The organism is Amycolatopsis sp. BJA-103 (assembly GCF_002849735.1).
Classification (GTDB): domain Bacteria; phylum Actinomycetota; class Actinomycetes; order Mycobacteriales; family Pseudonocardiaceae; genus Amycolatopsis.
In genome coordinates, this window is the sequence record NZ_CP017780.1 from 3,258,709 (window position 1) to 3,283,048 (window position 24,340).

28 protein-coding genes are annotated in these 24,340 nt (G+C 69.8%); 17 read left to right on the forward strand and 11 right to left on the reverse strand.

The genetic code is table 11. The features are described 5' to 3' along the window. Window position 1: 1 nt before the first annotated feature. Complete coding sequence (locus BKN51_RS14135; RefSeq protein ID WP_101613213.1) at window positions 2–1,072, reverse strand: ABC transporter substrate-binding protein; 1,071 nt, start codon at window positions 1,070–1,072, stop codon at window positions 2–4. A 161-nt stretch (window positions 1,073–1,233) separates the two neighbouring features. Here BKN51_RS14135 and BKN51_RS14140 point away from each other — a divergent pair, with 161 nt between their 5' ends. The 5 genes from BKN51_RS14140 to BKN51_RS14160 all read left to right on the forward strand — a co-directional run bounded on the left by BKN51_RS14140 (window position 1,234) and on the right by BKN51_RS14160 (window position 5,892). After that, window positions 1,234–2,232 (forward strand): LacI family DNA-binding transcriptional regulator, encoded by a 999-nt coding sequence (locus BKN51_RS14140; protein WP_101608088.1) that lies wholly within the window; start codon window positions 1,234–1,236, stop codon window positions 2,230–2,232. 103 nt (window positions 2,233–2,335) lie between these two features. Further along, complete coding sequence (locus BKN51_RS14145) at window positions 2,336–3,439, forward strand: sensor histidine kinase (RefSeq protein ID WP_101608089.1); 1,104 nt, start codon at window positions 2,336–2,338, stop codon at window positions 3,437–3,439. Further along, window positions 3,436–4,071, forward strand: coding sequence for a response regulator (locus tag BKN51_RS14150; protein ID WP_101608090.1), 636 nt, complete (start codon window positions 3,436–3,438; stop codon window positions 4,069–4,071). The genes BKN51_RS14145 and BKN51_RS14150 overlap by 4 nt, the downstream gene beginning before the upstream one ends. 97 nt (window positions 4,072–4,168) lie before the next feature. After that, the gene (locus BKN51_RS14155; protein ID WP_101608091.1) at window positions 4,169–4,567 is read left to right on the forward strand and encodes a hypothetical protein; all 399 of its coding nucleotides are present in this window, start codon (window positions 4,169–4,171) and stop codon (window positions 4,565–4,567) included. 2 nt (window positions 4,568–4,569) lie between these two features. Next, complete coding sequence (locus BKN51_RS14160) at window positions 4,570–5,892, forward strand: DJ-1/PfpI family protein (RefSeq protein WP_101608092.1); 1,323 nt, start codon at window positions 4,570–4,572, stop codon at window positions 5,890–5,892. A gap of 9 nt (window positions 5,893–5,901) precedes the next feature. Here BKN51_RS14160 and BKN51_RS14165 read toward each other — a convergent pair whose 3' ends face one another. The 4 genes from BKN51_RS14165 to BKN51_RS14180 all read right to left on the reverse strand — a co-directional run bounded on the left by BKN51_RS14165 (window position 5,902) and on the right by BKN51_RS14180 (window position 9,277). Further along, window positions 5,902–6,855: an Acg family FMN-binding oxidoreductase gene (locus tag BKN51_RS14165; RefSeq protein WP_101608093.1), complete on the reverse strand. Its 954-nt coding sequence runs from the start codon at window positions 6,853–6,855 to the stop codon at window positions 5,902–5,904. Window positions 6,856–6,964: 109 nt separating this feature from the next. Next, window positions 6,965–7,324 (reverse strand): antibiotic biosynthesis monooxygenase, encoded by a 360-nt coding sequence (locus BKN51_RS14170; protein ID WP_101608094.1) that lies wholly within the window; start codon window positions 7,322–7,324, stop codon window positions 6,965–6,967. Between the two features lie 55 nt (window positions 7,325–7,379). Further along, window positions 7,380–8,030 carry a response regulator gene (locus BKN51_RS14175; RefSeq protein WP_101613214.1) on the reverse strand — a complete coding sequence of 217 codons (651 nt, stop codon included), beginning with the start codon at window positions 8,028–8,030 and terminating at the stop codon, window positions 7,380–7,382. Next, a complete protein-coding gene (locus BKN51_RS14180) occupies window positions 8,027–9,277 on the reverse strand; it encodes a sensor histidine kinase (RefSeq protein WP_101608095.1) in 1,251 nt (416 codons plus the stop codon). The genes BKN51_RS14175 and BKN51_RS14180 overlap by 4 nt, the downstream gene beginning before the upstream one ends. Window positions 9,278–9,396: 119 nt before the next feature. Here BKN51_RS14180 and BKN51_RS14185 point away from each other — a divergent pair, with 119 nt between their 5' ends. From BKN51_RS14185 to hypF, 3 genes are read left to right on the forward strand one after another with little or no spacing between them, the layout of a single operon-like run. Then, window positions 9,397–10,170: an ABC transporter ATP-binding protein gene (locus BKN51_RS14185; RefSeq protein ID WP_101608096.1), complete on the forward strand. Its 774-nt coding sequence runs from the start codon at window positions 9,397–9,399 to the stop codon at window positions 10,168–10,170. Next, window positions 10,155–11,720, forward strand: coding sequence for a hypothetical protein (locus BKN51_RS14190; protein ID WP_101608097.1), 1,566 nt, complete (start codon window positions 10,155–10,157; stop codon window positions 11,718–11,720). Before BKN51_RS14185 ends, BKN51_RS14190 begins: the two co-directional genes overlap by 16 nt. A gap of 54 nt (window positions 11,721–11,774) precedes the next feature. Next, on the forward strand, window positions 11,775–14,087 hold the full coding sequence (hypF, locus tag BKN51_RS14195; protein ID WP_101608098.1) for a carbamoyltransferase HypF: 2,313 nt from the start codon (window positions 11,775–11,777) through the stop codon (window positions 14,085–14,087). Here the strand turns inward: hypF and BKN51_RS44945 are convergent. From BKN51_RS44945 to BKN51_RS14220, 6 genes are read right to left on the reverse strand one after another with little or no spacing between them, the layout of a single operon-like run. Continuing rightward, entirely contained in the window at window positions 14,043–14,162 is a 120-nt protein-coding gene (locus tag BKN51_RS44945; protein ID WP_410663600.1) for a DUF6893 family small protein, read from the reverse strand. The genes hypF and BKN51_RS44945 overlap by 45 nt on opposite strands. Next, the gene (locus BKN51_RS14200; protein ID WP_101608099.1) at window positions 14,159–14,809 is read right to left on the reverse strand and encodes a DUF6084 family protein; all 651 of its coding nucleotides are present in this window, start codon (window positions 14,807–14,809) and stop codon (window positions 14,159–14,161) included. The genes BKN51_RS44945 and BKN51_RS14200 overlap by 4 nt, the downstream gene beginning before the upstream one ends. Window positions 14,810–14,812: 3 nt before the next feature. Then, the gene (locus BKN51_RS14205) at window positions 14,813–15,439 is read right to left on the reverse strand and encodes a DUF5947 family protein (protein WP_101608100.1); all 627 of its coding nucleotides are present in this window, start codon (window positions 15,437–15,439) and stop codon (window positions 14,813–14,815) included. Next, a complete protein-coding gene (locus tag BKN51_RS14210) occupies window positions 15,436–16,290 on the reverse strand; it encodes a NifU family protein (RefSeq protein ID WP_101608101.1) in 855 nt (284 codons plus the stop codon). Before BKN51_RS14210 ends, BKN51_RS14205 begins: the two co-directional genes overlap by 4 nt. A gap of 9 nt (window positions 16,291–16,299) precedes the next feature. Continuing rightward, a complete protein-coding gene (locus tag BKN51_RS14215) occupies window positions 16,300–18,066 on the reverse strand; it encodes a nickel-dependent hydrogenase large subunit (RefSeq protein ID WP_101608102.1) in 1,767 nt (588 codons plus the stop codon). 19 nt (window positions 18,067–18,085) lie between these two features. Then, window positions 18,086–19,135, reverse strand: coding sequence for a hydrogenase expression protein HypE (locus BKN51_RS14220; protein ID WP_101608103.1), 1,050 nt, complete (start codon window positions 19,133–19,135; stop codon window positions 18,086–18,088). Between the two features lie 328 nt (window positions 19,136–19,463). On the opposite strand from BKN51_RS14220, the gene BKN51_RS14225 reads away from it, so the two are divergent. Genes BKN51_RS14225 through BKN51_RS14265 form a run of 9 tightly spaced genes read left to right on the forward strand, consistent with a single transcriptional unit; the run spans window position 19,464 to window position 24,331 of the window. Beyond that, window positions 19,464–19,955, forward strand: a complete 492-nt coding sequence (locus BKN51_RS14225; protein WP_233223160.1) for a helix-turn-helix domain-containing protein — start codon at window positions 19,464–19,466, stop codon at window positions 19,953–19,955. A gap of 46 nt (window positions 19,956–20,001) precedes the next feature. Then, window positions 20,002–20,295: a muconolactone Delta-isomerase family protein gene (locus tag BKN51_RS14230; protein ID WP_101608105.1), complete on the forward strand. Its 294-nt coding sequence runs from the start codon at window positions 20,002–20,004 to the stop codon at window positions 20,293–20,295. Between the two features lie 55 nt (window positions 20,296–20,350). Further along, window positions 20,351–20,788 (forward strand): helix-turn-helix domain-containing protein, encoded by a 438-nt coding sequence (locus BKN51_RS14235; protein WP_101608106.1) that lies wholly within the window; start codon window positions 20,351–20,353, stop codon window positions 20,786–20,788. Window positions 20,789–20,820: 32 nt separating this feature from the next. After that, the gene (locus tag BKN51_RS14240) at window positions 20,821–21,444 is read left to right on the forward strand and encodes a D-sedoheptulose-7-phosphate isomerase (protein WP_369862360.1); all 624 of its coding nucleotides are present in this window, start codon (window positions 20,821–20,823) and stop codon (window positions 21,442–21,444) included. After that, window positions 21,441–21,656: a HypC/HybG/HupF family hydrogenase formation chaperone gene (locus BKN51_RS14245; RefSeq protein WP_101608108.1), complete on the forward strand. Its 216-nt coding sequence runs from the start codon at window positions 21,441–21,443 to the stop codon at window positions 21,654–21,656. The genes BKN51_RS14240 and BKN51_RS14245 overlap by 4 nt, the downstream gene beginning before the upstream one ends. Then, window positions 21,653–22,321 (forward strand): D-sedoheptulose-7-phosphate isomerase, encoded by a 669-nt coding sequence (locus tag BKN51_RS14250; protein WP_101608109.1) that lies wholly within the window; start codon window positions 21,653–21,655, stop codon window positions 22,319–22,321. The genes BKN51_RS14245 and BKN51_RS14250 overlap by 4 nt, the downstream gene beginning before the upstream one ends. Next, entirely contained in the window at window positions 22,318–23,568 is a 1,251-nt protein-coding gene (locus BKN51_RS14255) for a hypothetical protein (protein ID WP_101608110.1), read from the forward strand. Before BKN51_RS14250 ends, BKN51_RS14255 begins: the two co-directional genes overlap by 4 nt. Beyond that, entirely contained in the window at window positions 23,565–24,086 is a 522-nt protein-coding gene (locus BKN51_RS14260; RefSeq protein WP_101608111.1) for a hydrogenase maturation protease, read from the forward strand. The genes BKN51_RS14255 and BKN51_RS14260 overlap by 4 nt, the downstream gene beginning before the upstream one ends. After that, entirely contained in the window at window positions 24,059–24,331 is a 273-nt protein-coding gene (locus BKN51_RS14265) for a HypC/HybG/HupF family hydrogenase formation chaperone (RefSeq protein WP_101608112.1), read from the forward strand. The genes BKN51_RS14260 and BKN51_RS14265 overlap by 28 nt, the downstream gene beginning before the upstream one ends. The last annotated feature ends 9 nt before the right edge of the window (window positions 24,332–24,340 follow it).

Here is a 24,340-nt window from a genome sequence, read left to right on the forward strand (position 1 = left end):
GTCAGTACGCGTTCCCGAGCTTCTGCGCGGCGTTCGCCGAGTCGTACTGGTCGTCGGAGATCACCACGGTCGGCGGGATCTCCTTGCCGGCGGCGAAGTCCTGCAGCGTCGAGAAGGCGAGCGGACCGAAGCGCGGGTTGGACTCGATCACCGCGTTGTAGCTGCCGTCGGCGATGAGCTGGACGGCGTTGCGGGTGCCGTCGATCGAGACGATCTTGACGTCCTTGCCCGGAGTCTTGCCAGCGGCCTTGAGCGCGGTGACCGCGCCGATGCCCATCTCGTCGTTTTCGGCGTAGACGGCGGTGATCTCGGGGTTGCTCTGGATCAGCTGCTCCATGACCGTCTGCCCCTTGGAGCGGTCGAATTCACCGGTCTGCTCGGCGACGATCGAGACGCCCGGCGTCGCGGCGATCTCGTCCTTGAAGCCCTTGGTGCGGTCGGTGGTCACGTTGTTGCCCGAGGCACCGAGCAGGATCGCGACCTTGCCGGTGCCGCCGGTGGCCTTCACCATCTCCTGCGCAGCGCGCTTGCCCTGCTCGACGAAGTTCGAGCCGATGAAGGTCAGGTAGTCGGAGCACGGCTGCGAAGTCACCTTGCGGTCGATCGTGATGACCGGGACCTTCTTGGCCTTCGCCGCGTCCAGCGCGGGCTGCAGGCCGTCGGAGTTCAGCGGCGCCACGATGAGCAGTTGCGCTCCCCTGTCCAGCAACGACTTGATGTCGCTGACCTGTTTGTTGAGATCGCTCTGCGCGTTGGTGACCAGCAGTTTGTCCGCCGGGACACCGAGTTTCGTCGCTTCGTCCTTGATGGACTGCGTCTCGGCGATCCGGAACGGGTTCGCCTCCTTCTCCGACTGGGAGAAGCCGATGACCGCGTTCTTCACGTCCACCTGCGGGTAGCCGGTCTTCTCGCGGGCGCATCCCGGCCCGGTCGCGGCCTGGCTCGGCGCCGCGGAAGCGGCCGGTCCCGCCCCCGACGGGGCGGATTGCTGGGTCTCGCGGCTGGTGCAGGCCGTCAGCGCGAGCGCGAGGCCGGTCACCAGGAGCAGGGTGCGGCGGATGGGCAGGGACATCGATCGCTCCTCGGGGAAGTCGAGCACACGGGCCTGCGGTGACCCATGTCACTCGTAAGGACGATGCCAGATTTACATCGTTGGTACAACGTTGTAAATCCGCCGTTCGCGCGGTTAGGCTGTGCCGGATCTGTGCCGGAGCACTGCAGAGGGGAGCGAGGGTGGCCACGCTCAAGGACGTCGCCAAGCTTGCGGGCGTCTCGGTCAAGACCGTCTCGAACGTGGTCAACGGCTACGACTTCGTGAAACCGGAGAACCGCAAGCGCGTCGAGGAGGCCCTGGCGTCGACCGGCTACCGGCCGAACCTGGGCGCCCGCAACCTCCGCCGGGGGCGCACCGGGTTCCTCGGGCTGATGCTGCCCGAACTCAGCATCCCGTACTTCGGCGAACTGGCGGGCCTGGTGCTGCAAGCGGCGCAGGAGCACGAGTGGAACGTGCTCATCGAACAGACCCTCGGCACCCGGGAGCGGGAGCGCAACGCGCTGTCCGCGCTGGGACCGCATCTGATCGACGGCGCGATCATCAGCCCGGAAGCGTTGCACACCAACGACTTCGAGGACCTGGCGCCGGGTGTGCCGCTGGTGATGCTCGGCGAGCACGTCGTCGACGTCCCGATAGACCACGTCGGCATCGACAACGTCCAGGCCGCCCGGATCGCGGTACGCCACCTGGTCTCACTCGGCCGCCGCCGGATCGCCGCGATCGGCGCGCATCCGCAGCGCCACACCGCCGCGCAACGGCTCGAGGGCTACCACTTCGCGCTCGAGGAGGCGGGAATCGCGCCGATACCGGAACTGGTCCTTCCGGCGCTGCGCTACCACCGCGCCAACGGCGCCGAGGCGATGGCGCATCTCCTCGCACTGCCGAAACCGCCCGACGCGGTCTTCTGCTTCAACGACCTTCTGGCCATCGGCGCCCTTCGCGCCGCGGCCGAGCGCGGGGTGCGGGTGCCGTCGGACATGGCGATCGTCGGCTTCGACAACAACGAGGAGAGCGCGTACAGCCTGCCCTCGCTGACGACGATCGCCCCGGACAAGGCGGCGATCGCGCGGGCCGCGGTCGACCTCCTGCGGCGGCGCATCGCGGGCGGGAGCGACCTCGAACCCGAAGACGTCCAGACACCTTTCTCGCTGGAGATCCGGAACAGCACCATCGCCTGACGCCGCTTCGCTCCGCGTTACTACCGCAAGTCGTCCTCTAGTTGCGTTCCTTGCACGTGCGAAGTACCGCAACCAGAGGACGACTTGCGCTTATTGTGGGTCCGTGAACCGGGCCCTCGCCGTGCTGACCCTCGTCGCGTACGTGACGTTGCCCCTCGGCTCGGCCAACTACGAGACGCTCGTGCTGCCGACGCTCGTCGTCGGGCTGGTCTACGCGGCGATCGCGATCGCCGGGTTCCCCTGGGTCCAGAAACGCGGGCGTGCCCTCGCGATCGCGTATGTCTGCGTTCAGTTACCGCTCGGCTTCACACTGTTCTCGCTTTCGGGTGCCGCTGTCGGGTCGGTTCTGCTTCTCGTGGTCCTCGTCTGCCACACCGTCTTGCTGCTGCCGTTGCCCGTGGCGTTCGGGGTCGCGGTGCTGATCCCGTTGATCCACCTGCCGATGTCGCCGTTGGACGGACTCCGCGAGGGGCTCGGGACGCTGGCGGTCATGGTGTTCGCCGCGGTGGTGACCGAGTTGATCGTCCGGGAGAAGCGGGCGCGGGAGGAGCTGGCCGAGGCGCACGAACGGCTTCGCGACTACGCCGCCCAAGCCGAGCAGCTCGCGACGACCCAGGAACGCAACCGGGTCGCGCGCGACATCCACGACGGACTCGGTCATCATCTGACGGTCGTGCAGATGATGCTGCAGGCCGCCCGCGCGGTGATCGGCACCGGCGACACGGAACGAGCCGACGGGATGCTCGCCAAGGCGCAGGACCAGTCGCGTGAGGCGCTGGCGGAGGTCCGCCGGTCGGTGTCGGCGTTGCGAGAGCCGCGTTCGGAACCGCTCGCGGACGTGTTGCGCGCCTTGGCGGGCGAGGCGTCGGCGGCGGGCGTGCCGACCGGGTTCGAGGTCAAGGGGACGGCGAGGGACACTCGCGCGGAGGTGGAGGAGTCGCTGTTCCGGGCGGCCCAGGAGGGACTGACCAACGTGCGCAAGCACGCGCGGGCCAAGGCCGCGACCGTGGTGCTCGACTACGGCGTCGCCGATCGGGTCCGGCTCGAAGTCCGCGACGACGGCCTCGGGCTGACCGGGGATTCCCCGCCGGACAAGGGTTTCGGGCTTCTCGGGCTCCGCGAGCGGGTCGCCGGGCTCGGCGGCCGGGTGTCGGTCGACTCCGCGGAAGGGCACGGTTTGACGCTCACCGTGGAGGTGCCGGGATGAGCGTCCGCGTGCTGCTCGTCGACGATCAGGCGTTGTTCCGCGAGGCGCTGGCGACCCTGCTGGAGGTTCAGCCCGAGATCGAGGTCGTCGGCGAGGCGGGCGACGGCGAGCAGGCCGTCCGGCTCTGCGCCGAACTGTGTCCCGACGTCGCGCTGATGGATCTGCGGATGCCGGTGCTGGACGGGATCGCGGCCACCGCCCGGTTGAGGGCCGAGCAACCCGGCGTTCGCGTGCTGGCGCTGACCACGTTCGACGACGACGAGGACGTCTTCGCCGCGTTGCGGGCGGGTGCCGTCGGCTATCTGCTCAAGGACGTCTCGTCGGCGCGGCTGGTCGAGGCGCTGGTCGCGGCCAAGCGGGGCGAGTCGGTCCTTCAGCCGTCGGTGGCGGCGAAACTCGTCGCCAAAGTGGCCCAGCTGCCCACCGGCCCGCCCCGGGAGAGCCCGCTTTCGGAGCGCGAACTGGAAGTGGTCCGGCTTCTGGCGGACGGCCGCAGCAACCGGGAGATCGCCAGGACGCTGTTCCTCGCCGAAGGCACGGTGAAGAACCTGGTGACGAGCGTGCTCGCCAAGCTCCAGGTGCGGGACCGGACCCAGGCGGCGCTGCGCGCGAGGGAACTCGGCCTGTTCTGACCGGGGTCACATGACCTCGTACATGACTTCCGGCACCTGCCGATATGCCCCGCCGCGCCCGAACATTGCTCCCGTCGCACCGACCGAGGGAGCCGAAATGAAGCACACGACAGAACCGCAGACCCGCAATCGGGCCGTCCTGCACTTCACCCGCCACGCCGTGGAGATGCTGCTCGCGATGGTGGCCGGGATGATCGTCCTCGAACCGGTCTGGTCGTTCCTGTGGCCGGACCTGGCGAAGAACGTGACCGCGAGCGCGCTGGTGATGGCGACGAACATGTCGTTGGGCATGGCGTTGTGGATGCGGATCCGGCGCCACGGCTGGGCTTCGATCGCGGAGATGTCGGCCGCGATGTACCTGCCCTACGTCCTCTTCCTGCCCTTCTTCTGGACCGGCCTGGTCTCCGGAGGGACCTTGATGACGGCCGGGCACGTGCTGATGGTGCCCGCGATGCTCGCCGCCATGCTCCGCCGTCGCGCCGAGTACGGGGCCTGACGATGCGCACCTTTTTCCGCGTCACGCTGACGGTGCTCGCGTTCACCGTCGCCGCGCTTGCCCTGCCGCTCACGCTCGGCGGTGTCACGCTCGGCGCCAGCTTCGAAAACCGCTACACACCAAGAACCGATGGTGCCACGCCACAACCGGTCCGCCGCGCGCACGATCCCGCCAAGCCGACCGCGGTGGTCGTCGTGGGGAACGAAGGCGCCGTCGTCTCGGACACCCTCGCGCCGTACGAAGTCCTGGCGACGACCGGCGCGTTCAACGTCTACACCGTCGCGCCGCAGGCCCGGCCGGTCACCTTGACCGGCGGGCTCGACCTGATCCCCGACCTGAGTTTCGCCGAGCTCGACAGCCTGTTGTCGTCCGCCGCCCCGGATGTCGTGGTGGTGCCCGCGTTGCCGGACCTCGGCGAGCCGACCACGCGGCCGGTGACCGACTGGCTCCGGCAGCAGTCGGCGAAGGGCGCCCTGCTCATGAGTGTCTGCAACGGCTCGGGCCTGCTCGCCTCGGCCGGGCTCCTCGACGGACGTCACGCCACCGCGCACTGGTTCCGCATCGGTGGCTTCGAGGAAGAATTTCCCGCCGTGGACTGGATTCGCGGCACACGCTACGTCGACGACGGGAACATCGTGACCACGGCCGGGATCCTGTCCGGGATCGACGGGGCATTGCGGATCACCGAGCGGATCGCCGGCCCCGAAACCGCGCGCAAGGCGGCCGAAGCCGTCGGCTGGGCCCACTACTCCCCCGGCTCGAGCACACCGATGACACAGAACACCTTCGAGGCCGCGGACACCGTCGTCGCAGTCAACACCGCCTTCCGGTGGGACAAACCGCACCTGGGGGTCCTGCTGACCACCGGGATCCGCGAACTGGAACTCGCCGCCGTGTTCGACACCTACGGCGAGTCGCTGGCGGTCGAGACGACGGCCGTCGGCGTGGACGGCGCGCCGATCCTGTCCCGGCACGGGCTGACCTTCGCCCCGCGCACCGCGGCGGCGGACGACCTCGACCGGCTGATCGTGCCCGGCGCCGGCGCCGCCGCGAGTCACGCCGCCGACCGGTATCCCGGCCTCTCCCCCGTGTACCTGCACACCGAACCGGGTTTCCCGTTCGACGCGGTGCTCGAAGACCTGGCGCGCACCACGGACGTCGCGACCACGCGATGGACGACCAGGACACTCGAGTACCCGTCCTCGCACCTCGTGCTCGACGGCACGGCCTGGCCGTGGACGGTCACACTCCGGCCGATCGGGCTCTCCGTCCTCGGGCTTCTCGTGGCCTTCGGAATCCGTGCCCTCTATCGCCGCCGCGCGTGATGGACGCGCTCACGGTCCGGTCCTGGTGACCTCCTCGACTCCGCGGCGTGGCGTGGTGGTGCCGGGAAAGCCATAGCCCACCCGGAAAATGACCTGCGGATGCTCGTTCTCCCCGAGCAGCGACCGCAGGACGGTGCGAGCGGCTGGGATTTCCATGGGCTGCGAGTAGAACGACGCGCTGAGACCGAGCGACGTCGCGGTGAGCAGTGCTCGCTGCATCGCCCGCCCGGCCCGGACCTGGGCGAGCGGCCCGTCGGTCGGCGTCGTCAGCACCGCGACGACGGGGTCGCGTTCGAATTCCCGGGTCTGGTCGCTCTCTCCGTGATGCCGCACCGGCAGCAGCCCGCCCGAGGGGCGTGGCCCGCCCGCGTAGGCCGGGACGCCGTCGTGGCTGCCGTTCCCCTTGGTCCACGCACGGAGTTCGGTTTGGAAACCTTCGTCGAGTGTCTGCAGGTGATCGGCTCGCCGGATCAGCCCCGCGACGGCCTCCAGCAGACCGATCTCGTCGAGCAGGATCAGCTTCGCGCCCTCTTCGCGGGCCGCCTGACACACCGCGTGGCGGGCACCGGCCGGGACCGGGGTCGAGGCGAACGGCCGCCGGTTGCTGTACCGCGGGCGGATCGACGCCGCCAGCCGCTGCTCGGCCGCCGTCGCCCGGTGCCGAGCGCCGACCTCGACCCTGGCCAGCAGTTCCGGCCGGTTCTTCGACGGCAGCAACTCCACGTCGCAGGACCGGCCGGCGACGGCGAGCGCGAGTTCGAGGTTCATCAGCGCCGCACCGCAGGACAACCGCGCCTCCCGCCGGTCCGGGTCGCACACCTTGAGAACTCGCTCCTCGTCGAGGACGACGCCGATGACGTCCTGCCCGACCTCGAAGAGCCAGGGCTGCGTGTTGTGGGGAGACGGCGCCCGGACGGCGGCCTCCAGCGCGGCGGTGACGACCGGTGCTTCAGTGAGGATCATCGCGGCTCCTAGCCGGAGAGGGTCCCTCAGCCTGTCGCGCCGGAGGCGCCGCCGGGAGTGGCCGTGGTCCTTTCCGGACCGGGACTTTCGGCCCTCCCGGCCGCCGCGATCAGGCGTCCGCCCGAGGTCCGGGGCCGATCTCCCGGACGACGCGGTAGCGCGGGTTCGCGCTCACCCGCGACTCCACCTCGCCGGGCAGCCCGTCGAGGGCCGCCTGGATGGCCTCGATACGGCCCGCGGTGTCCGACGTCTCTTCGAAATGCCGGTAGTCCGCCTCGCTCGCCCAGCTGACGAGGTTGAAGACCCGCGTCCCGTCGATGCTCGCGTGGAACCGCGCCGAGACGTACCCCGGGTAGAACCGGACCCAGCGGTCCTGGATGTCGGCAAAGGCGTCCACCAGTGCCGCCTGGGTCTCGGGTCCGTCGACCGCGTACTCGATGATCGAGTAGAAACCCTTGTCCTCGCTCATGTTCACTCCTTGATCCGTTGGTGAGCCCAGGATTCACCCTCCACCAAGGTGGAGATCAAGAGTGACCTGCCTCATGGGCGACGATCGCCAGCTGGATGCGGTTGGTCAGGCCGAGCCGGGTCAGCGCGCTGGAGATCGTCGCCTTGATGCTGGACCGCGAAAGATGCAGCCGCTCGGCGATTTCCGCGTTGTTCAGCCCCTCGGCGACGGCGTGCGCGACTTCGCGTTCCCGTTCGGTCAGCAGTTCCATCCGCGTCCGCGCGGAACCGCGGTCCGGGCCCTGCCTTGCCGCCATGGCGATCACGGTCCGGGTGACCTCCGGCGACAGCACCGGCTCCCCCGCCGCCGCGCGCCGGACCGCGTCGACGATCCGTTCCGGCGGGGTGTGCTTGAGCAGGAACCCCGCCGCACCGGCCCGCAGCGCGGCGAGCACCGTCTCGTCGGCGTCGAACGTCGTCAGCATGACCACGGCGGGCGCGGGTTCCCCCGTGCGCTTGCCGAGGGCGGCGGTGGCGGCGATGCCGTCGAGCACCGGCATCCGGACGTCCATCAGCACGACGTCCGGCCGCAGCCGGGAGACGGCGTCCGTCACGTCGGCGCCGTCGGCCGCCTCGCCGACGACCTCGACGTCGGTCGCCCCGCCCAGCATCAGCCGGAGTCCGCCACGCACGAGAGGGTCGTCGTCGACCACGAGCACCTTGATCACGACGCGCACGGTATCCGAGCCCGCATGCGGAACTCCCCGTCGGCGATCTCCCTGATCAGGTCTCCGCCGTGGAGCGCGACCCGCTCGGCGAGGCCGGTCAGTCCCGCTCCGGCACCGGGGATCTCGCTCGTGGTGACGCCGATCGGCGCGGCGTTGGCCACCTGGACCAGCACTTCGCCCGCCACGGCGTCGCTCACCCGTACGTCGACCACCGCGCCGGGAGCGTGTTTGCGCGCGTTCGTCAGTCCTTCTTGGACGATCCGGTAGATCGTGCGCTGCACCTGCGGCCGCAGGTCTCCGAGTCCTTCGGCGAAATCGGCCCGGACCTGTTGGCCGCTGAGCCGGGCTTCGTCGACGAGCGCGGGCAGCCTGGCCACCGTCGGCTGCGGCGCCTCACGGCCGTCTTCGCCGTCGGGCTGCTGACGCAGCAGGTCGAGCACCTCGCGCAGCTCTTCCAGCGCTTGGTTGGCGTTGGACCGCACGACCGCCACGACGTCGCGGACCTCGGCCGCCGACGGTTCCGGCGCGGCGCCGCGTTCCGCCTGGGCCGTGCGGTACTCCAGCGCGCCAGCGTGCACCGCGAGCAGCGAGATCCGGTGGGCGAGAACGTCGTGCATCTCGCGCGCGATGCGCTGGCGTTCGGCCCGGCGGCTCTCCTCCAGTTCGCGTGTGTGCCCCCGCCGCTCGGCGTCCGCGCGCATCCGCAGGGCGAGGACGACCTGACGGCGGGCGCGCACCCCGATCCCGGCCGTCACCACGAGCGCCGCTCCGAGCACCAGGCTGATGAGCCACGGCAGCGGCTGGGTGGCCGCACCCGGAAAGAACGAATGGATGTAGGGGACGCTGATCAGCACCGCCACCGACGTGATCGGGACCGCCGGCTTCCAGCCCCGGTGCAGCGCGAGGGAGAACAGCAGCAGGATCATCGCCGCCGCCGCGGTGTTCGCCAGCGCCCCGGCCGTCGCCGCGAGGAGCCCGGCCGTGACCGGGAACCTCCGTCGCCACCAGATCGCCAAGCAGATCACCGCGCCCGCGACCGCGTCGCCCACCTGCGCCCAGAGCGGCAGTCCGAGCACGTTCGGGAGCACGAAGTACTCGAACTCGAGGAACCAGACCAGCGCCGCGATCGCGAACATCGTGATGTCCACGGCCCAGTCACGGGGCGTGCGCCTGCCGGACGACTCCCCCGGCTCGTCGGCGCGGGCGAGCTCGCCGGGCAGCATCCAGCGGTCCACCGTCACGGCCATCCTCGCAGTGTAGATAAGGACGGACCGGACAGGTGGCCACGATCTTCGCGGCCACCTGGCCATCGGGTCTGCCCCGCGGACCGAGGTGCCGCACCCCCGGCTCCGGCCATCGTGAGCCCATGCAGACCGAAACGGTGCCCGCCCTGCGGCTGGACGGGCTGACGAAGACGTTCTCCGGGAAGACCGCCGCCGACCGGGTGGAGCTCACCGTGCCGACCGGCTCGCTGACCGGGCTGGTCGGCCCGAACGGCGCGGGAAAGACCACCTCGCTCGCGATGACGGTCGGGCTGTTGCGGCCGGATTCCGGGACCGCCGTGGTCCACGGCATCGACGTCTGGCGGGAACCTGCGAGGGCCAAGGCGATCCTCGGGGTCCTGCCGGACGGCCTCGCCCTGCCGGAACGCCTGACCGGCGCCGAACTGCTGACCTACTGGGGGCTGCTCCGGGGCATGGACGCCGCCGTCGTCCGCTCGCGGTCGGCCGAACTGCTGCGGATCCTCGAACTCGACGAAGCCGAGGAACGCGGCGTGCTCGTCATCGAGTACTCGACCGGGATGCGGAAGAAGATCGGCCTCGCGACGGCGTTGCTGCACGCGCCCAAGGTGCTCGTGCTCGACGAACCGTTCGAGGCCGTCGACCCGGTCTCGGCGCGGGTGCTGCGGGCGATGCTGCTGCGGTTCGTCGCCGCCGGCGGCTCCGTCGTCATCTCGTCGCATGTGATGTCGCTGGTCGAGGACCTCTGCGACCGGGTGGCCGTCATCGCGGACGGCCGGGTGGTGGCGAGCGGCACGCTCGCCGGAGTGCGCGGCGATTCGACACTCGAAGACGTCTTCGTCCGGCTCGTCGGCGAGCGCGGTGTCGGGGAGGAGGACCTGCTGTGGTTGGCGACCTGATCCGGCTGAAGCTCGCGATCCAGCGGCACACGCACAGCTGGAAACGAGTGCTCGGCCTCGTCGCGGGCGTCCTGGCGGCCGCGGCCACCTGGGCGGTCGTGTTCGTTTCGGAGCCCGCCGCCCGCACCGACGTGCTGCTGCTGGTCCTCGCGTTCTGGACGGCGGGCTGGATGATCGGCCCCGTCCTCACCTCCGGCGGCGCGATGCTGCGCCCGGAGTACTTCACGCTGCTGCCGCTCTCGCGCCGGGGGCTCGGAGCCGGGCTCCTGGCGTCCGCGTTCGCCGGGGTCGGCGGCGCGGTGACGGCGATCGCGGCGCTGGCGCTGATCCCGTACGCGCTCGCCGAAGCGACCTCCGCCACGGCGATCGCCGCTGCCGTCACCGGCTTCGTCGGCGCGGTGCTCCTGGTCGGGTTCGTGGTGGCGCTCTCGCGGACCGTGTACGCGTTGCTGGGCGCGGCGATGCGCACCCACCTCGGCGTGGAACTCGCGGCCGTCCAGTACGGCCTGCTGCTGTCGTCGATGACGGCGGGCTGGGTCGTCGTCCGCCCCGTGCTGGAGTCGATCCCGACCTTCCTGCGCGAGGGCTTCGGGACCATCCCCGCCAGGGCGGTACTGGAGTGGACGCCGTTCGGGCTGCCGCTGCGCGCCGCCGGGGAGATGGCGGCCGGACGACCGTTGCCCGCGCTGGGTTCGCTCGCCCTGCTCGCCGTTGCCACGGTGGTGGTGAAGCTGGCCGCGATCGCGCTCCTGACCCCGCACGTCGGCGATCGCACCGTCCGGCGTCGCCGCCGCCCGCTGGGCAGCCGCGCCGGGTGGCTGCCCGCGAGCCCGCTCGGCGCCGTCGTCGGCAAGGAGATCCGCACCTGGTGGCGGGATCCGTGGCGGAGCCTGGAAGTGCGCTCGGCGATCTGGTTCGGCGTGTTCATCGCGGTCTACGGCGCGATCGCGGGTGTCCCCGAGATCGCCGGGCTGGCCGGTGTCGCCGTCGCGCTCACCGTGGCGCTCAGCGGCGCGAACCTCTACGGCCAGGACGGCACCGCGCTGTGGCAGCTCGTGGTGGCCGAGAGCCCGGAGTCGGTGCGCGCCGACATCCGCGGCCGCCAGATCGGCATCACCGTCCTTTTCGGACTGCCCGCGCTCGTCCTGTCGGCGCTGATGATGGCCGTGACCGGGATCTTCGACTACACCGTGCCGATCCTCGCGGTGCTGATCGCGCTGCTCGGCGTCGGCTGCGGCACCGCGCTGGTGATGTCGGTGCTCGGTGCGACACCCGGTGTCGACCCGCACCGGCGCGTCAACGCCACCGACGCCGGGGAGAACACCGCCGGGATCTTCGCGGCGTTCCAGATCCAGCTGTGGGCGACCGCTCCGACGACCGCGATGGCCGCGGTGCTGACCTTCGCCGGGGACTCGCTCCCGGCCTGGTTCGGCGCGGCGACGCTCGCGGTGGCCCTCGTCAACGCGGTGACGGGCGCCTGGCTCGGTGGCGCCCTCGCGACCCGCAGGTTGGCGGCACGTCTGCCCGAGACGTTCGCCAAACTCCGGTGAGCCGCCCGGCCGCGGGGGGTGCGGCCGGGCGGCTCAGGGGGAACACTGAGCCGGGTGGAGGCGCACGTTCGGCGCGCCGTCCGGGTCGAAGGGATCGTGCAAGGCGTCGGGTTCCGGCCCTTCGTGCACGGCCTCGCCACCCGGCTCGGTCTGGCCGGTCTCGTCGGCAATGACGGGAACGGCGTCTTCATCGAGGTCGAAGGGCCGATCGCCGAAGTCGGCGCGTTTCTGTCCGCCCTCAGCCGGGATGCGCCCGCGCTGGCCGGGGTCGAGCGGGTGACCACCACCGAGGCCGAGCCGGACGGCCGTCCGGGATTCGCCATCGTGGCCAGCGAGTCCGGCGGGACGAAACGCACGCCGGTCTCCGCGGACAGCGCCACCTGCGCGGACTGCCTGCGCGAACTGGCCGACCCGGCGGACCGCCGGTACCGCTACCCGTTCGTCAACTGCACCGCTTGCGGGCCGCGGTTCACCATCGTGCGCGACGTGCCCTACGACCGTCCGCTGACCACCATGGCGGGTTTCGCGCTGTGCGCGGCGTGCGCGGCCGAGTACCACGACCCGGCCGACCGGCGGTTCCACGCCCAGCCGGTCTGCTGCCCGGACTGCGGTCCCCGGCTCCGGCTGTTGGACGCGGCCACAGCGGAACTCACGGGCGATCCCGTCGCCGGGACAGCGGCGTTGCTGACGGCAGGACGGGTCGTGGGGATCAAAGGACTCGGCGGATACCACCTGGCCGTACTGGCGAGCGACGAGGCCGCGTCCGCCACCCTGCGGAAACGCAAGCACCGCGAGGACAAACCGTTCGCCGTCATGGTGTCCGATGTGGACGAAGCCGCGCGCCTGTGCGAAGTGGACGAAACCGGAAGGTCCGCGCTGGAGAGCCGAAGACGGCCGATCGTGCTGCTGCCCCGGCTCGACGGCGCTCCAGTGGCGGGGTCGGTCGCGCCGGGGACCCGGTCCCTGGGCCTGATGCTCCCGTACACGCCCCTGCACCATCTGCTCCTCGCCGCCGTCGGCGCGCCGATCGTGCTGACCAGCGGGAACATCTCCGACGAGCCCATCGCCTTCACCGACGAAGACGCTTTCGATCGGCTCCGCGGGATCGCCGACGCCTACCTGACCCACGACCGGCCGATCCACATCCGCACCGACGACTCGGTCGTCCGGCCGTGGCGAGGGCGCGAAACCGTCCTCCGCCGTTCGCGCGGGTTCGTCCCGGCACCGATCAGGCTTCCCCGGCGGGCACGGCGGCCGGTACTCGCCTGCGGGGCGGGTCTGAAGAACACGTTCTGCCTCGCCCAGGACGGCCGTGCGTTCGTTTCGCACCACATCGGCGATCTGGAGAACTTCGAGACCCTCCGCTCGTTCACCGACGGGATCGTCCACTTCGGACGGCTCTTCGACATCGACCCGGAGGTGATCGCGCACGATCTGCATCCCGAGTACCTCTCCACCAAGTACGCGCTCGATCTCGCCGAGGAGACCGGCGTGGACCTGACCGGCGTGCAGCACCACCACGCGCACATCGCGTCCTGCCTCGCCGACAACGGCGAGACCGGGCCGGTACTCGGGGTCGCCTTCGACGGCACGGGGTTCGGCACCGACGGCACGATCTGGGGAGGGGAATTCCTGCTCGCCGACCTTGTCGGGTTCGAGCGGCTCGCGCACCTCGCGCCGGTTCCGCTCCCGGGTGGCGCGGCGGCGATCAGGCAACCGTGGCGGATGGCCGCGGTCTATCTGGAGGAGGCTTTCGCCGGTGCTCCGCCGCTGTCGGCCGTCCGCACGCGCAACGAGTCCGCGTGGTCCGGCGTGCTCGGGTTGGCCCGGAGCGGGGTCGCGGCTCCCCTCACCTCCAGCGCGGGCAGGCTGTTCGACGCGGTGGCGGCCCTGCTCGGTGTCCGCGACACCGTCCGCTACGAAGGGCAGGCCGCGATCGAACTGGAGCAGCTGGCCGACCCCGTCGAACGGGGCGCGTACCCGGTGGGCCTGTCCGGAACCGGACCGCTGGTGGTCGCCGGGACCGACCTGGTGCGAGCCGTCGCGGAAGACCTCGCGCGCGGCCGCTCCCCCGCCGTCGTGGCCGCGAGGTTCCACAACGGCGTCGCCGAGGGCATCGCGCGCTGCTGTGCCGTGCTGCGCGAACGGACCGGCGTCGGCACGGTCGCGCTCTCCGGCGGGGTGTTCCAGAACCTGCTGCTGCTCGACCGGTCCGTGGATCTGCTGACCGACGGCGGTTTCCGGGTCCTCACCCATACGAAGGTGCCGGCGAACGACGGCGGGATCAGCCTCGGTCAAGCGGCCGTCGCCGCGGCCCGCGACCTACATCCTCCTGATCGCGAGATAGCGCCGGATATCGGGGATTGACAGGACGAAGAGCACCACGATCCCGCCTGCGAGCAGGACCAGGATGGCCAGGAAGATGTAACCGAGAATCGTCATTTCGCAGACCCTTCCGTCTGTTCGGCCGCCTCGAGCAGGGCGGCCACGGTGCCGCTCCAGGTCGGCAGCGCGTGCCGCGATTTGTACCGCTGCAAGGCGTTCAGCGTCTCCCGGTCCAGCCGCAGCCAAGCGCTGCCCGGGAAGTGCAGGTCGACGGTCTCCCTCCACACCTTCACCGGGAGTCCGTAGGAGGTCTCCTTGCTCCACGGGACCTGCTGGACCGACATCCGGCCTTCGCGCATGCTGAAAACGGTGCCGCTGAACAACAGCAGCAGCGGGATCACGCCGTCGGAGACCGAGTTGAAGTACTTCGTCGAGGCGATCTCCAGGTCGTAGGTGACCGGTACCGGCAGTTCGAGCGTGGTGGCTCCGGTGAACCCGGGGACCATCGCGGTCACCGTCGTGAACTGCATCGGCTTCACCGTGTCGGCCCACCTCGCGGTGTCGCCGAACAGGTCCCGCAACAGCTCGGCTTCCTGCGGCGAGTAGCGCCGCCGGTGCGGTTCGACGCGGATCTGGCACCGCAGCGCGATCGCCTCGATCCGTTCGCCGGTCACCTCGCTGATCCGCAGCCGCAGGTTCAGGCTCGGCACCACGCCGTACCGTTCGGGTGCGGCGTCGAGGCAGTCGAAGACCAGGTCCGCCACGGCTCACCCCAGACCGAAGTCGCGGGACTTCTCCCGCACGTCGCCGAAGAACCGGTCGACCTGTTCGCGGGCCTCCTGGCCACCGTCGAAGCCCTTCCAGTACACACGGACGAGCCCGACCAGCCGGTAGCAGACGTCGATCGGCACCAGGAAGGTGTCGACCGTCGTGTCCGTACGGCGGACCAGGATCGCCTCGATCTCCGGCCGAGCGGCGGCCAGCAAGGGGTGGGTCGCGGCCAGCTCGGCCCAGGCGTCCAGGTTCAGGAGACATTCGGTCGCGCCCGCCGGGCTCGGGTAGAACGCGGCGACGCCCTCGTCACCGCGGAGCAGGAACACCGCGCCCACCGGGATGCCGAGTCCGTCCCATTCGGCGCTCGTCAGCGGACGTCCGGGATCGTGCAGGTAGCGGTCCGGTACCGCCCGGAACCGCCCACCCGCCTCCGGGCTGCTGAACAGCAGGAAGCAGCCGCGGCAGGCGCACAGGATCGCGCGGCGTTCGGTGTCCACGATATGCCCGTGCCCCGGCCCGGTCGGCTCGGTGCACAACTCGCAGCGTTCCGGCTCCGGCGCCCGGGCGGGCGCCGGTTTCTCCGGCTCGACGAAGCGCCGGAGCCCGGTGTGCCCGCTCACGACGTCACCGCCGCGGGCAGGGCGACCCGCACCCCGTCGCTGTCCGAGAGCAGCGGCAGCGGGTCGAGGTGACGGCCACCGTCGTCGAGTCCTTTGCCCGCCAGCCGGACGTCGAATCGGGCGTCGCACCCCGCGCAGGTGAGGACCGAGCCCGCCAAGGTGGACTCGGCGAGACCGGAACCGCAGGCGGCGCAGGAGTCCCGGTAGGCGTAGAGCGTGCCGCGCACCGAACAGAGCAGGACGTCGACGCCGTCGATCCGCACGGCCACCGGCCGTCCGGTCGGCGGACCCGGTTCCGGCACCGCGCTCCACCGCGAACCGGACGGCTCGGGCGCGTGCCAGCCGTCCGGCGGCCCCATCCCGACTTGCAGCGGCACCGGTTCTGGCTCCGGGGTCACCCCTTCGACCTCGACTCCGGCGACCTCTGGCGCCGCCCTGGTGATCGCGCCCTCGATGGCCATCTTCACGGTCAGCGTCGAGGACGGGCAGCCCTGGCAGTTGCCCTCCAGCCGCAGCCTGGCCGTCCCGTCCGCGTCGACTCCGAGGTACTCGACCCCTCCGGCGTGCGAGCCGAGATAGGGCCGGACCTCGTCCAGCGCCCGCTGGATCCGGGTGTCCACGTCGACCGGGTGGAGGTCGTGCAGGACGAGCAGGCCGGCCACCAGGTCGTCCCCGGCGAGCCGGAGCAGGACGTCTTCGGTCACCAGCCCGGCGATGCGCTCCAGTCCTTCGCCGTACATCCCGACGACGACCCGGACCAGTTCCTCGGCGACCTGCTTGCCCCGACCGTCCGGCAGTTGGCCGAGCAAGGCCTCGATCCGGTCACCGGTGTCGCCCGCCGTGGTCGGCATCCGGCCCCCTCAGTACTCGCCGTTGAACGCGTGCGGGGTGTGGTGCTTCGTGAGGACCTTCCCGGTGCCGAGGGACATGTGCACACCGCACGGCAGGCACGGGTCGAAACTCCGCACCGCGCGCATGATGTCGATGCCCTTGAAGTTCTCCGGCGGGTTCTCCTCGAAGATCGGCGTGTTCTGCACGGCGTCCTCGTACGGGCCGGGCGTGCCGTAGGTGTCGCGGACACTGCCGTTCCAGGGCGTCGGCGGGTACGGGTGGTAGTTCGCGATCTTGCCGCCCTTGATCACCATGTGGTGCGACAGCACACCGCGGACGGCCTCGGTGAACCCGCAGCTGACCGCCTCGTCCGGGACGACGAACTTCTCCCACGTCTTCGTGTTCCCGCCCCGGATCTCGGCCAAGGCCTTCTCCGCGAAGTGCAGCGCGAGCCCGGCCGCGTAGGCCTGGAAGTACGTCCGCGCGCGGTTGCGTTCGAGCGCGTTGCTCCACTGTGGAATCGTCCACTCGAAGCTCTTCGCGGGTTTGAGCGCGGTCCTCGGCAGATTGATCTGCACGCTGTGCCCGGTGGACTTCACGTACTCGGTGTCGACCAGTCCAGCCAGCGCGGTCACCCACAGCCGGGCGATCGGGCCTCCGCCGGTGTCGAGCGCGAGATGATCCTTGCCGTCGAACCAGCGGGGCGACATCGTCCACGAGTACTTGTCGTCGAAGTCGCGTTTGGCCGGCCGCGGGATGGTGTGCTGGTTCCACGGATGCCGCCGGTCGACCGGATTGCCCAGCGGGTCCTGCTTGACGAACATCTCCTGGTCTTCCCAGTCCTCGTAGAACGAGTGACCGAGCAGGATCCGGATGCCGAGGTTGATGTCCACCAGGCTGGTGGTGACGAGCTTCCCGTCGACCACCACGCCCGGGGTGACGAACATCTTGCGGCCCCAGTTCTCCATCTTCTCGTAGGTGAAGTCGCAGTGGTCCGGGTCGTTGAGGCTGCCCCAGCAGCCGAGCAGGATCCGCCGCTGCCCGACTTTCTCGTAGCCGGGCAGGGCTTCGTAGAAGAAGTCGAACAGGTCGTCGTGCATCGGCACGACCTTCTTCATGAACTCGACGTAGCGCATCAGCCGGGTCAGGTAGTCGGTGAACAACTGCACCGTCGCGACCGTGCCGACACCGCCGGGGTACAAAGTGGACGGATGGACGTGGCGGCCTTCCATCAGGCAGAACATCTCCCTGGTGTAGCGGGAGACGTGCAGTGCCTCGCGGTAGAACTCGCCCTCCAGCGGGTTCAGCGACCGCATGATGTCGCCGATGGTCTTCATCCCGTGTTCGGCCGCGTGCGGGGATTCCGTGCGGTTGGCCAGTTCGAGCACACCCGGGTTGGTCTCGGCGACCATCCGCTCGCAATAGTCCACCCCGACCAGGTTCTCCTGGAAGATGTTGTGGTCGAACATGTACTCGGCGGCCTCGCCGAGATTGATGATCCACTCACCGAGATGCGGCGGCCGCACACCGTAGGCCATGTTCTGGTTGTAGACCGAACAGGTCGCGTGGTTGTCCCCGCAGATACCGCAGATGCGGCTGGTGATGAAATGCGCGTCGCGCGGATCCTTGCCCTTCATGAAGATGCTGTAGCCGCGGAAGATCGACGACGTGCTGTGGCACTCGACGACCTCCTTCTTGGCGAAGTCGATCTTGGTGTAGATCCCGAGACTGCCGACGATCCTGGTGATCGGATCCCACGCCATCTCCACCAGGCCGGGGTTCTGGGTATCGGTCATCGCTGGATTCCTCGCTCCGTCACCAGTTGGACTTGTAGCCGGTGGTCAGTGAATTCCCTTTGTGCCGCCACTTCGGTTCCTCGTCGGCGGTCCGCATGGTGAACCCGCGCAGCGCGCGGATGACCGTCCCGTAGGCCGTGCTCGCCGCGGCGGACACCTTCGACCCCGGCGGCTCGTCCATGAACGGCATGAACTTGTCCGGGAACCCGGGCATCGTGCAGGCGATGCAGATCCCGCCCACGTTCGGGCAGCCGCCGACGCCGTTGATCCAGCCGCGTTTCGGGACGTTGCACTTGACCACCGGACCCCAGCAGCCCAGTTTCACCAGGCATTTCGGCGAGCCGTAGTCGTCGGCGAACTCGCCCTGCTCGTAGTAGCCGGCACGGTCACAGCCCTCGTGCACGGTCGCGCCGAAGAGCCACTGCGGGCGCAGCGCCTCGTCGAGCGGGATCATCGGGGCCTGCCCCGCGGCCTGGTACAGCAGGTACAGGATCGTCTCGGAGAGGTTGTCCGGATGGGTCGGGCAGCCGGGCACGCAGACGATCGGGATCCCGGCCTTGGACCGCCATTCCCAGCCGAGGTAGTCGGGCACGCCCATCGCCCCGGTCGGGTTCCCCGCCATCGCGTGGATACCGCCGTAGGTCGCGCACGTGCCGACGGCGAGGACCACCAAAGCCTTGGGCGCCAGCCGGTCCAGCCATTCGCTGGTGGTCATCGGCTGGCCGGTGGCGGGGTTGTTGCCGAAGCCGCACCAGTATCCTTCGGACTTGATCTTCTCGTTCGGGATCGAGCCCTCGACCACGAGCACGAACGGCTCCAGTTCACCCCGATCGGCCTTGTGCCACCACTCGATGAAGGTGTCCGCGCCGGTCTCCGGCCCGCATTCGAAGTCGATCAGCGGCCAGTGCACCGCGACCTTCGGGAGCCCGGGCAGGGCGCCGAGCACGATCTCCTCGATACTCGGCTGGGTGGCGGCCGTCAGGGCGACCGAGTCGCCGTCACAGCCGAGACCACCGTTCATCCAAAGAATGTGCACGACGGGTTCGTCAGTCGTTTCGGCCGTGGTCATCGAGGACCACCTCCTCGCAGCCCGAGGCCGCATTCGAAGTCGGCGAACGCCCGGTGGGTTCGACAAGGGCCGACACGCGAGCGTGGAAAGTGGAGAACGGGAAACGACCTCGGAAAGATCCCGGCTTTTCCGCGGCGTGAACACTGTCACGGTAGACCTCGCCGGACGACATCGGCAAGACGACAGGACAGATCTGTCCTCGCGTTCTTTGCTTGGGGCGCAAAGCCCGCACAGGTAGGCTGGCCGAAGCGGCCTCGACGACGGGATTCTCGTGGACGTACCGAATTTCGAAGGTTCGGGAGTACCCCTTGAGCTACTCCCGGTCGTCGTGCTTTCCAAGATTTTCCCGGCCCGTCCTTCCTCGATTCCGGAAATCCGCGAATTCGTCCGCCATTGTCTCGCCGATTCCCCGCTCACCGATGGGGACAACCGGGAAGTGAGCCAGACGGTCTTCCGCGCGCTTCTCGACGCGGCGGGCCCGACGGGCACCATCCAGATCTCGTTCCGGATCTTCCCGGAGCACGTCGAGGTCGACGTCCTGCATTCGCATTCCGGGCAGCCCGGCGAGCCGACGCTCGCCCAGGTGACCGAGCTGAAGTCGGATTCCCCCACGGCGGCACCGGGTTCCGAGGCGCCGGGGTCGTTCGCCGACTGGATGACCGAGGTACTGGAGCGGGAAGGGCTCACGCAGGAGGCCGCCGCACGTCAGCTGGGCGTTTCGGTCAAGACCGTCGGGCGGTGGGTCGGTGGCGAAACCGAACCGAGGCTGCGGGACCTCCGGCGGCTCCAAGAACGGTTCGGAAGATCGCCGCTCACCTGAAACCGCGCTGTTGACAGTGCCCGCGCCGCCGCCGGATGGTGGACGGATGAAATTCCTGGTGCTGTTCCGGATGGAGCTCGCCCTGCTGTCGGGCGAGATGGCCACCGCCGTCGCCAGGATGCCGCGCTATGCCGGGCCCCTGGAGGAAAAGGGCAAGGTACTCGCGCGCTACCACCTCGTCGGGCAGCACGGCGGGGCCTGGATCTACGACGTCGGGTCCAACGAAGAACTGGAACGGCTGCTCGCGATGTCGCCGGTCTACAACTTCGCGCGGTACGAGATCCACCCCCTCGCCGACATGCCGGATCCGGCCGCGGGTCTCACCGAGATGCCCGGTTGACGGATCGGAGATCGCGGCGAACACTTGTGTCGTTCCCTCGGGACAGAGGTGTCCGATGAGCGCGCCGAAGCCGAATCCCGCTCGCGAACGACACTGGATCTGTGCCCAGCGGCTGCGCGAGCGACGACTTTCCCTGGGCCTGACCCAGCGCGAAGTCGTGGTGCGCCTGCAAGAACACGGGAGTTGTACGACCAACCGCGCGCTGAGCGCGATGGAGAACGGGCGCGGCCTGGACCTCGGCCTGCTGCCAGAGCTAGCCGCTTCGCTGTCCTGCTCGGTCACCTATCTGCTCGGACTGACCGCGAATCCGGAGAGCTGGCTACCTGAATCGGCGCGGCATGACGACGTGCCGCCAGCCGAACCGGTGTCCGTCCCGATCTGGCGGACAGCCGGAATTCTCGGCCCCGGCCTGCCGGAGGGTTTCCTCGCGCCCGGCAGACAACGAACAGGCGGCAGGCCCGGCAGCAACGGGTCTCCTCGCCTGACGGACTGATCTGTTTTCCCACCACATAAAGGACTCCGCCCGTGACAGAGTTGTCACGTCCCGGCGGCCTCGGTGTGGTCGACGCCCTCGTGCGCGACCGCGCCCGCCCGCTGGACGATCTCGCCGAGCACGCCGAAGACGTCGCCCGCACCTGCCACGCCATGGCGAAGCGGTTCCACCGCGGCGGGAAACTCGTCGTGTTCGGCAACGGCGGACCGAGCACCGACGCCCAGCACGTGGCCGTCGAGTTCGTGCATCCGGTGATCGTCGGGAAGCGGGCGCTGCCCGCGCTGTCGCTGACCTCGGACGTCGCCACGCTCACCGGGGTCGCCAACCGCGCCGGTCTCGACGAGATCTTCGCGCATCAGATCCGGTTCCTCGCCGAACCTCCCGACATCGCGCTGGGCCTGTCCACCGACGGCGACTGCCGCAACGTCCTGCGAGGCCTGGAGCGGGCCCGCGAGCTCGGCATGCTGACCGTCGCCCTCGTCGGCGGCGACGGTGGGGCGATCGCCGCCCGCCGGGCCGCCGACCACCTGCTGATCGCCGCCTCCGTGGATCCCAGGGTGGTCAAAGAGGTGCACGTGACGATGTACCACGTGCTGTGGGAGCTGGTGCACGTGTTCCTGGAACAGCCTGGCGTTCTCGACGAGGAGGCGCGATGAACGACTGCCACGACGACGTCTGCGTGACCTGTTCGGACACCGCCGTCCCGGTCACCGTGCTGCGGCTGCTGGACGACGCCCTCGCCGTCGTCCGCACCGACGCCGGGACCGAGGAGGAGGTGAGCGTCGCGCTGGTCGCGTCCCACGTCGGCGACACCGTCCTCGTGCACGCCGGGGAGGCCATCGCGGTGCTGGGAGGCGATTCCCGATGAACGGCGACGGTCCCGCCACCGAGGTCCAAGCCCTCTACCCGTTCCTGTACGCGGACTCGTCCGATGTGGACTCCCTGCTCGAACAGGTCCGGAGATCCACTGTGGACAAGGCCCGGGAGATCACCGAGTTGCGCGCGTCGGTGTTCGCGAGGGACGGGCAGCGGCTTCTCGAATGCGCGCGAGCGATGACCGGCGCCTTCGCCGTCGGCGGCAGGCTGCTGACCTTCGGCAACGGGGGCAGTTCGACCGACGCGCAGGACCTCGCCAGTCTCTTCTTGAATCCGGCCGGGGACTCGCCACCGCTGCCCGCGTTCGGGCTGACCAACGACATCGCGGTGATCACCGCGCTCAGCAACGACATCGGTTTCGACGTGGTGTTCGCCCGGCAGATCGCCGCCTTCGGCAGGGCGGGCGACATCGCGGTCGGCCTGTCCACCAGCGGGAACTCCGCCAACCTCCTGCGCGCCTTCGACGAAGCGAGCAGGCTGGGATTGCTCACCGTCGGCATCGCGGGTTACGACGGCGGCAAGATGGCCGAACTGGACAGTGTCGACCACCTGTTCGTGGTGCCGTCGCCGTCCGTGCACCGCGTCCAGGAGGCGCAGACCACGCTCTACCACGTGCTGTGGGAGCTCACCGTGGCCGGACTCCGGGATACGCCGTGACCGCCGCACTGGACCGGGTCAGGGCGGTCGCCGACGCCGTGCTGTACGAGGGCTACCTCCTGTACCCGTACCGCGCGTCGGCGGCCAAGAACCAGGTCCGGTTTCAATGGGGAGTGCTGACCCCGCCCGCCTACGCGGCGGGCGGGACCGGCGAACACGAGTGGTCCCAGGCCGAACTGATCGCCGAGCCCGCGCCGGACGGCGTGCTGCGGGTGCTGCTCCGGTTCCTGCAACTCCAGAAACGCGTCGTCGAAGTGGCCGGACGGCCCGTGCCGTCGGCGACCGTCGACGGCGTCGAGTACACCACCTGGGAGGAGGCCGTCGAACGGGAGGTCGACACCGTCGTTCCCTTTTCCGCGCTGCGCACCGAGATCAGGGTGCCGTTCCAGGTAGGCGGCGGTGAGGACGTCGAGCAGGTCCGCGACGACACTCGCCTGGTCCGGCGGCGCGCCGGCTTGTCCGGGGAGCTGCGGATCCGCGCTGTCGACCTGCCGGACCCGTTCGGCGGCCTCAAACTTCGCCTGCGGGTGGAGAACACCTCCGGCTGGGCCGAGCCGGAGGCGACCCGCCCGGACGCGCTCGCGCACTCGCTGATCGCCGCGCACGCCCTGCTGTCCACCTCGGACGGACACTTCCTGTCCTCGGCCGATCCACCCGAATGGGCCGCGCGGGTGACCGAAGAGTGCGTCAACGAGCGGCTGTGGCCCGTCCTCGTCGGTGACACCGTCCTGTGCACCCCCATCATTCTCAACGACCATCCGGAGATCGCCGAGGAAAGCCCGGGAACCCTCTACGACGGCCTGGAAATCGACGAGATCCTCACGTTGCGCACCATGACGCTGACCGACGAGGAGAAACGTCAGGCCCGCGCCACGGACGCCCGCGCCGCCGAACTCCTCGACCGCGTCGACGGTCTGTCACCGGATCTGCTCGACCGGTTGCACGGCACGATCCGCTACCTGCGCTCGGTCACCGGCACCCCCGAACCGGAAGTGGAACCCACCACCGTCACCGTCGGCGGAGTGGCCGTCGGCGAGGGCAGCCGGGTCCGGCTGCGGCCGGTCAAACGGGCCGACGCGCACGACATGTTCCTGGCCGGGCGGGTCGCGGTGGTACGGGCGGTGCTGTTCGACGTCGACGACGTCTGCCATCTCGCGGTGACACTGGAGGACGATCTCGGCTCGGATCTCTACGCCCAGCACGGCCGGTACCGCTACTTCGGCGCCGACGAGGTGGAACCGCTATGACGCCCCGAGTGCTGGTGGCCGGTGTCGGGAACATCTTCCTCGGTGACGACGGGTTCGGCGTCGAGGTCGCCCGACGCTTGTCCACAAAGGACTTGCCGGCGGACGTCCGGGTGGCCGACTACGGCATCCGGGGCATGCACCTGGCCCACGATCTCGCGAGCGGCGGCTACGGGCTGACGATCCTGGTCGACGCCACGATGCGGGGCGACCCGCCCGGCACGGTGTACGTCGTCGAACTGGATCCACCGGACGGACCGCCCCAGGCGGAAGCGCTCGACGCGCACGGCATGCAGCCCGACGTCGTGCTGAACCTGGTCGCTCTGCTCGGCGGGGATCCCGGCCGGGTATTGCTGGTCGGTTGCGAACCCGCGGTCCTGGAGCAGCGGATGGGGCTCAGCCCCGCTGTCGAAGCCGCGGTCGACACGGCGGCCCGCGTGGTCACCGATCTCGTCAAGGAGAGCTCCGACGCGAGGAGGAAGCAGGTGCCGCCATGTGCCTTGGCATTCCCGGAGAAGTGATCGAGATCCTGTCCGACCGGCCCGATCTGGCGCGGGTCGACGTCAGCGGGGTCAAACGGGCGATCAACATCGGGCTGGTCGCGGAGGAGGGCATCGCTCCCGGCGACTGGGTACTCATCCACGTCGGCTTCGCGCTGTCGAAGATCGACGAAGCCGAAGCGAAGGCCGCGATGGACTTCCTCGAAAGCATCGGCAAGGCGTACGAGGACGAAATGGCGGCACTACGGGATTCCCAGATCGTTTAGGAGGGGCGG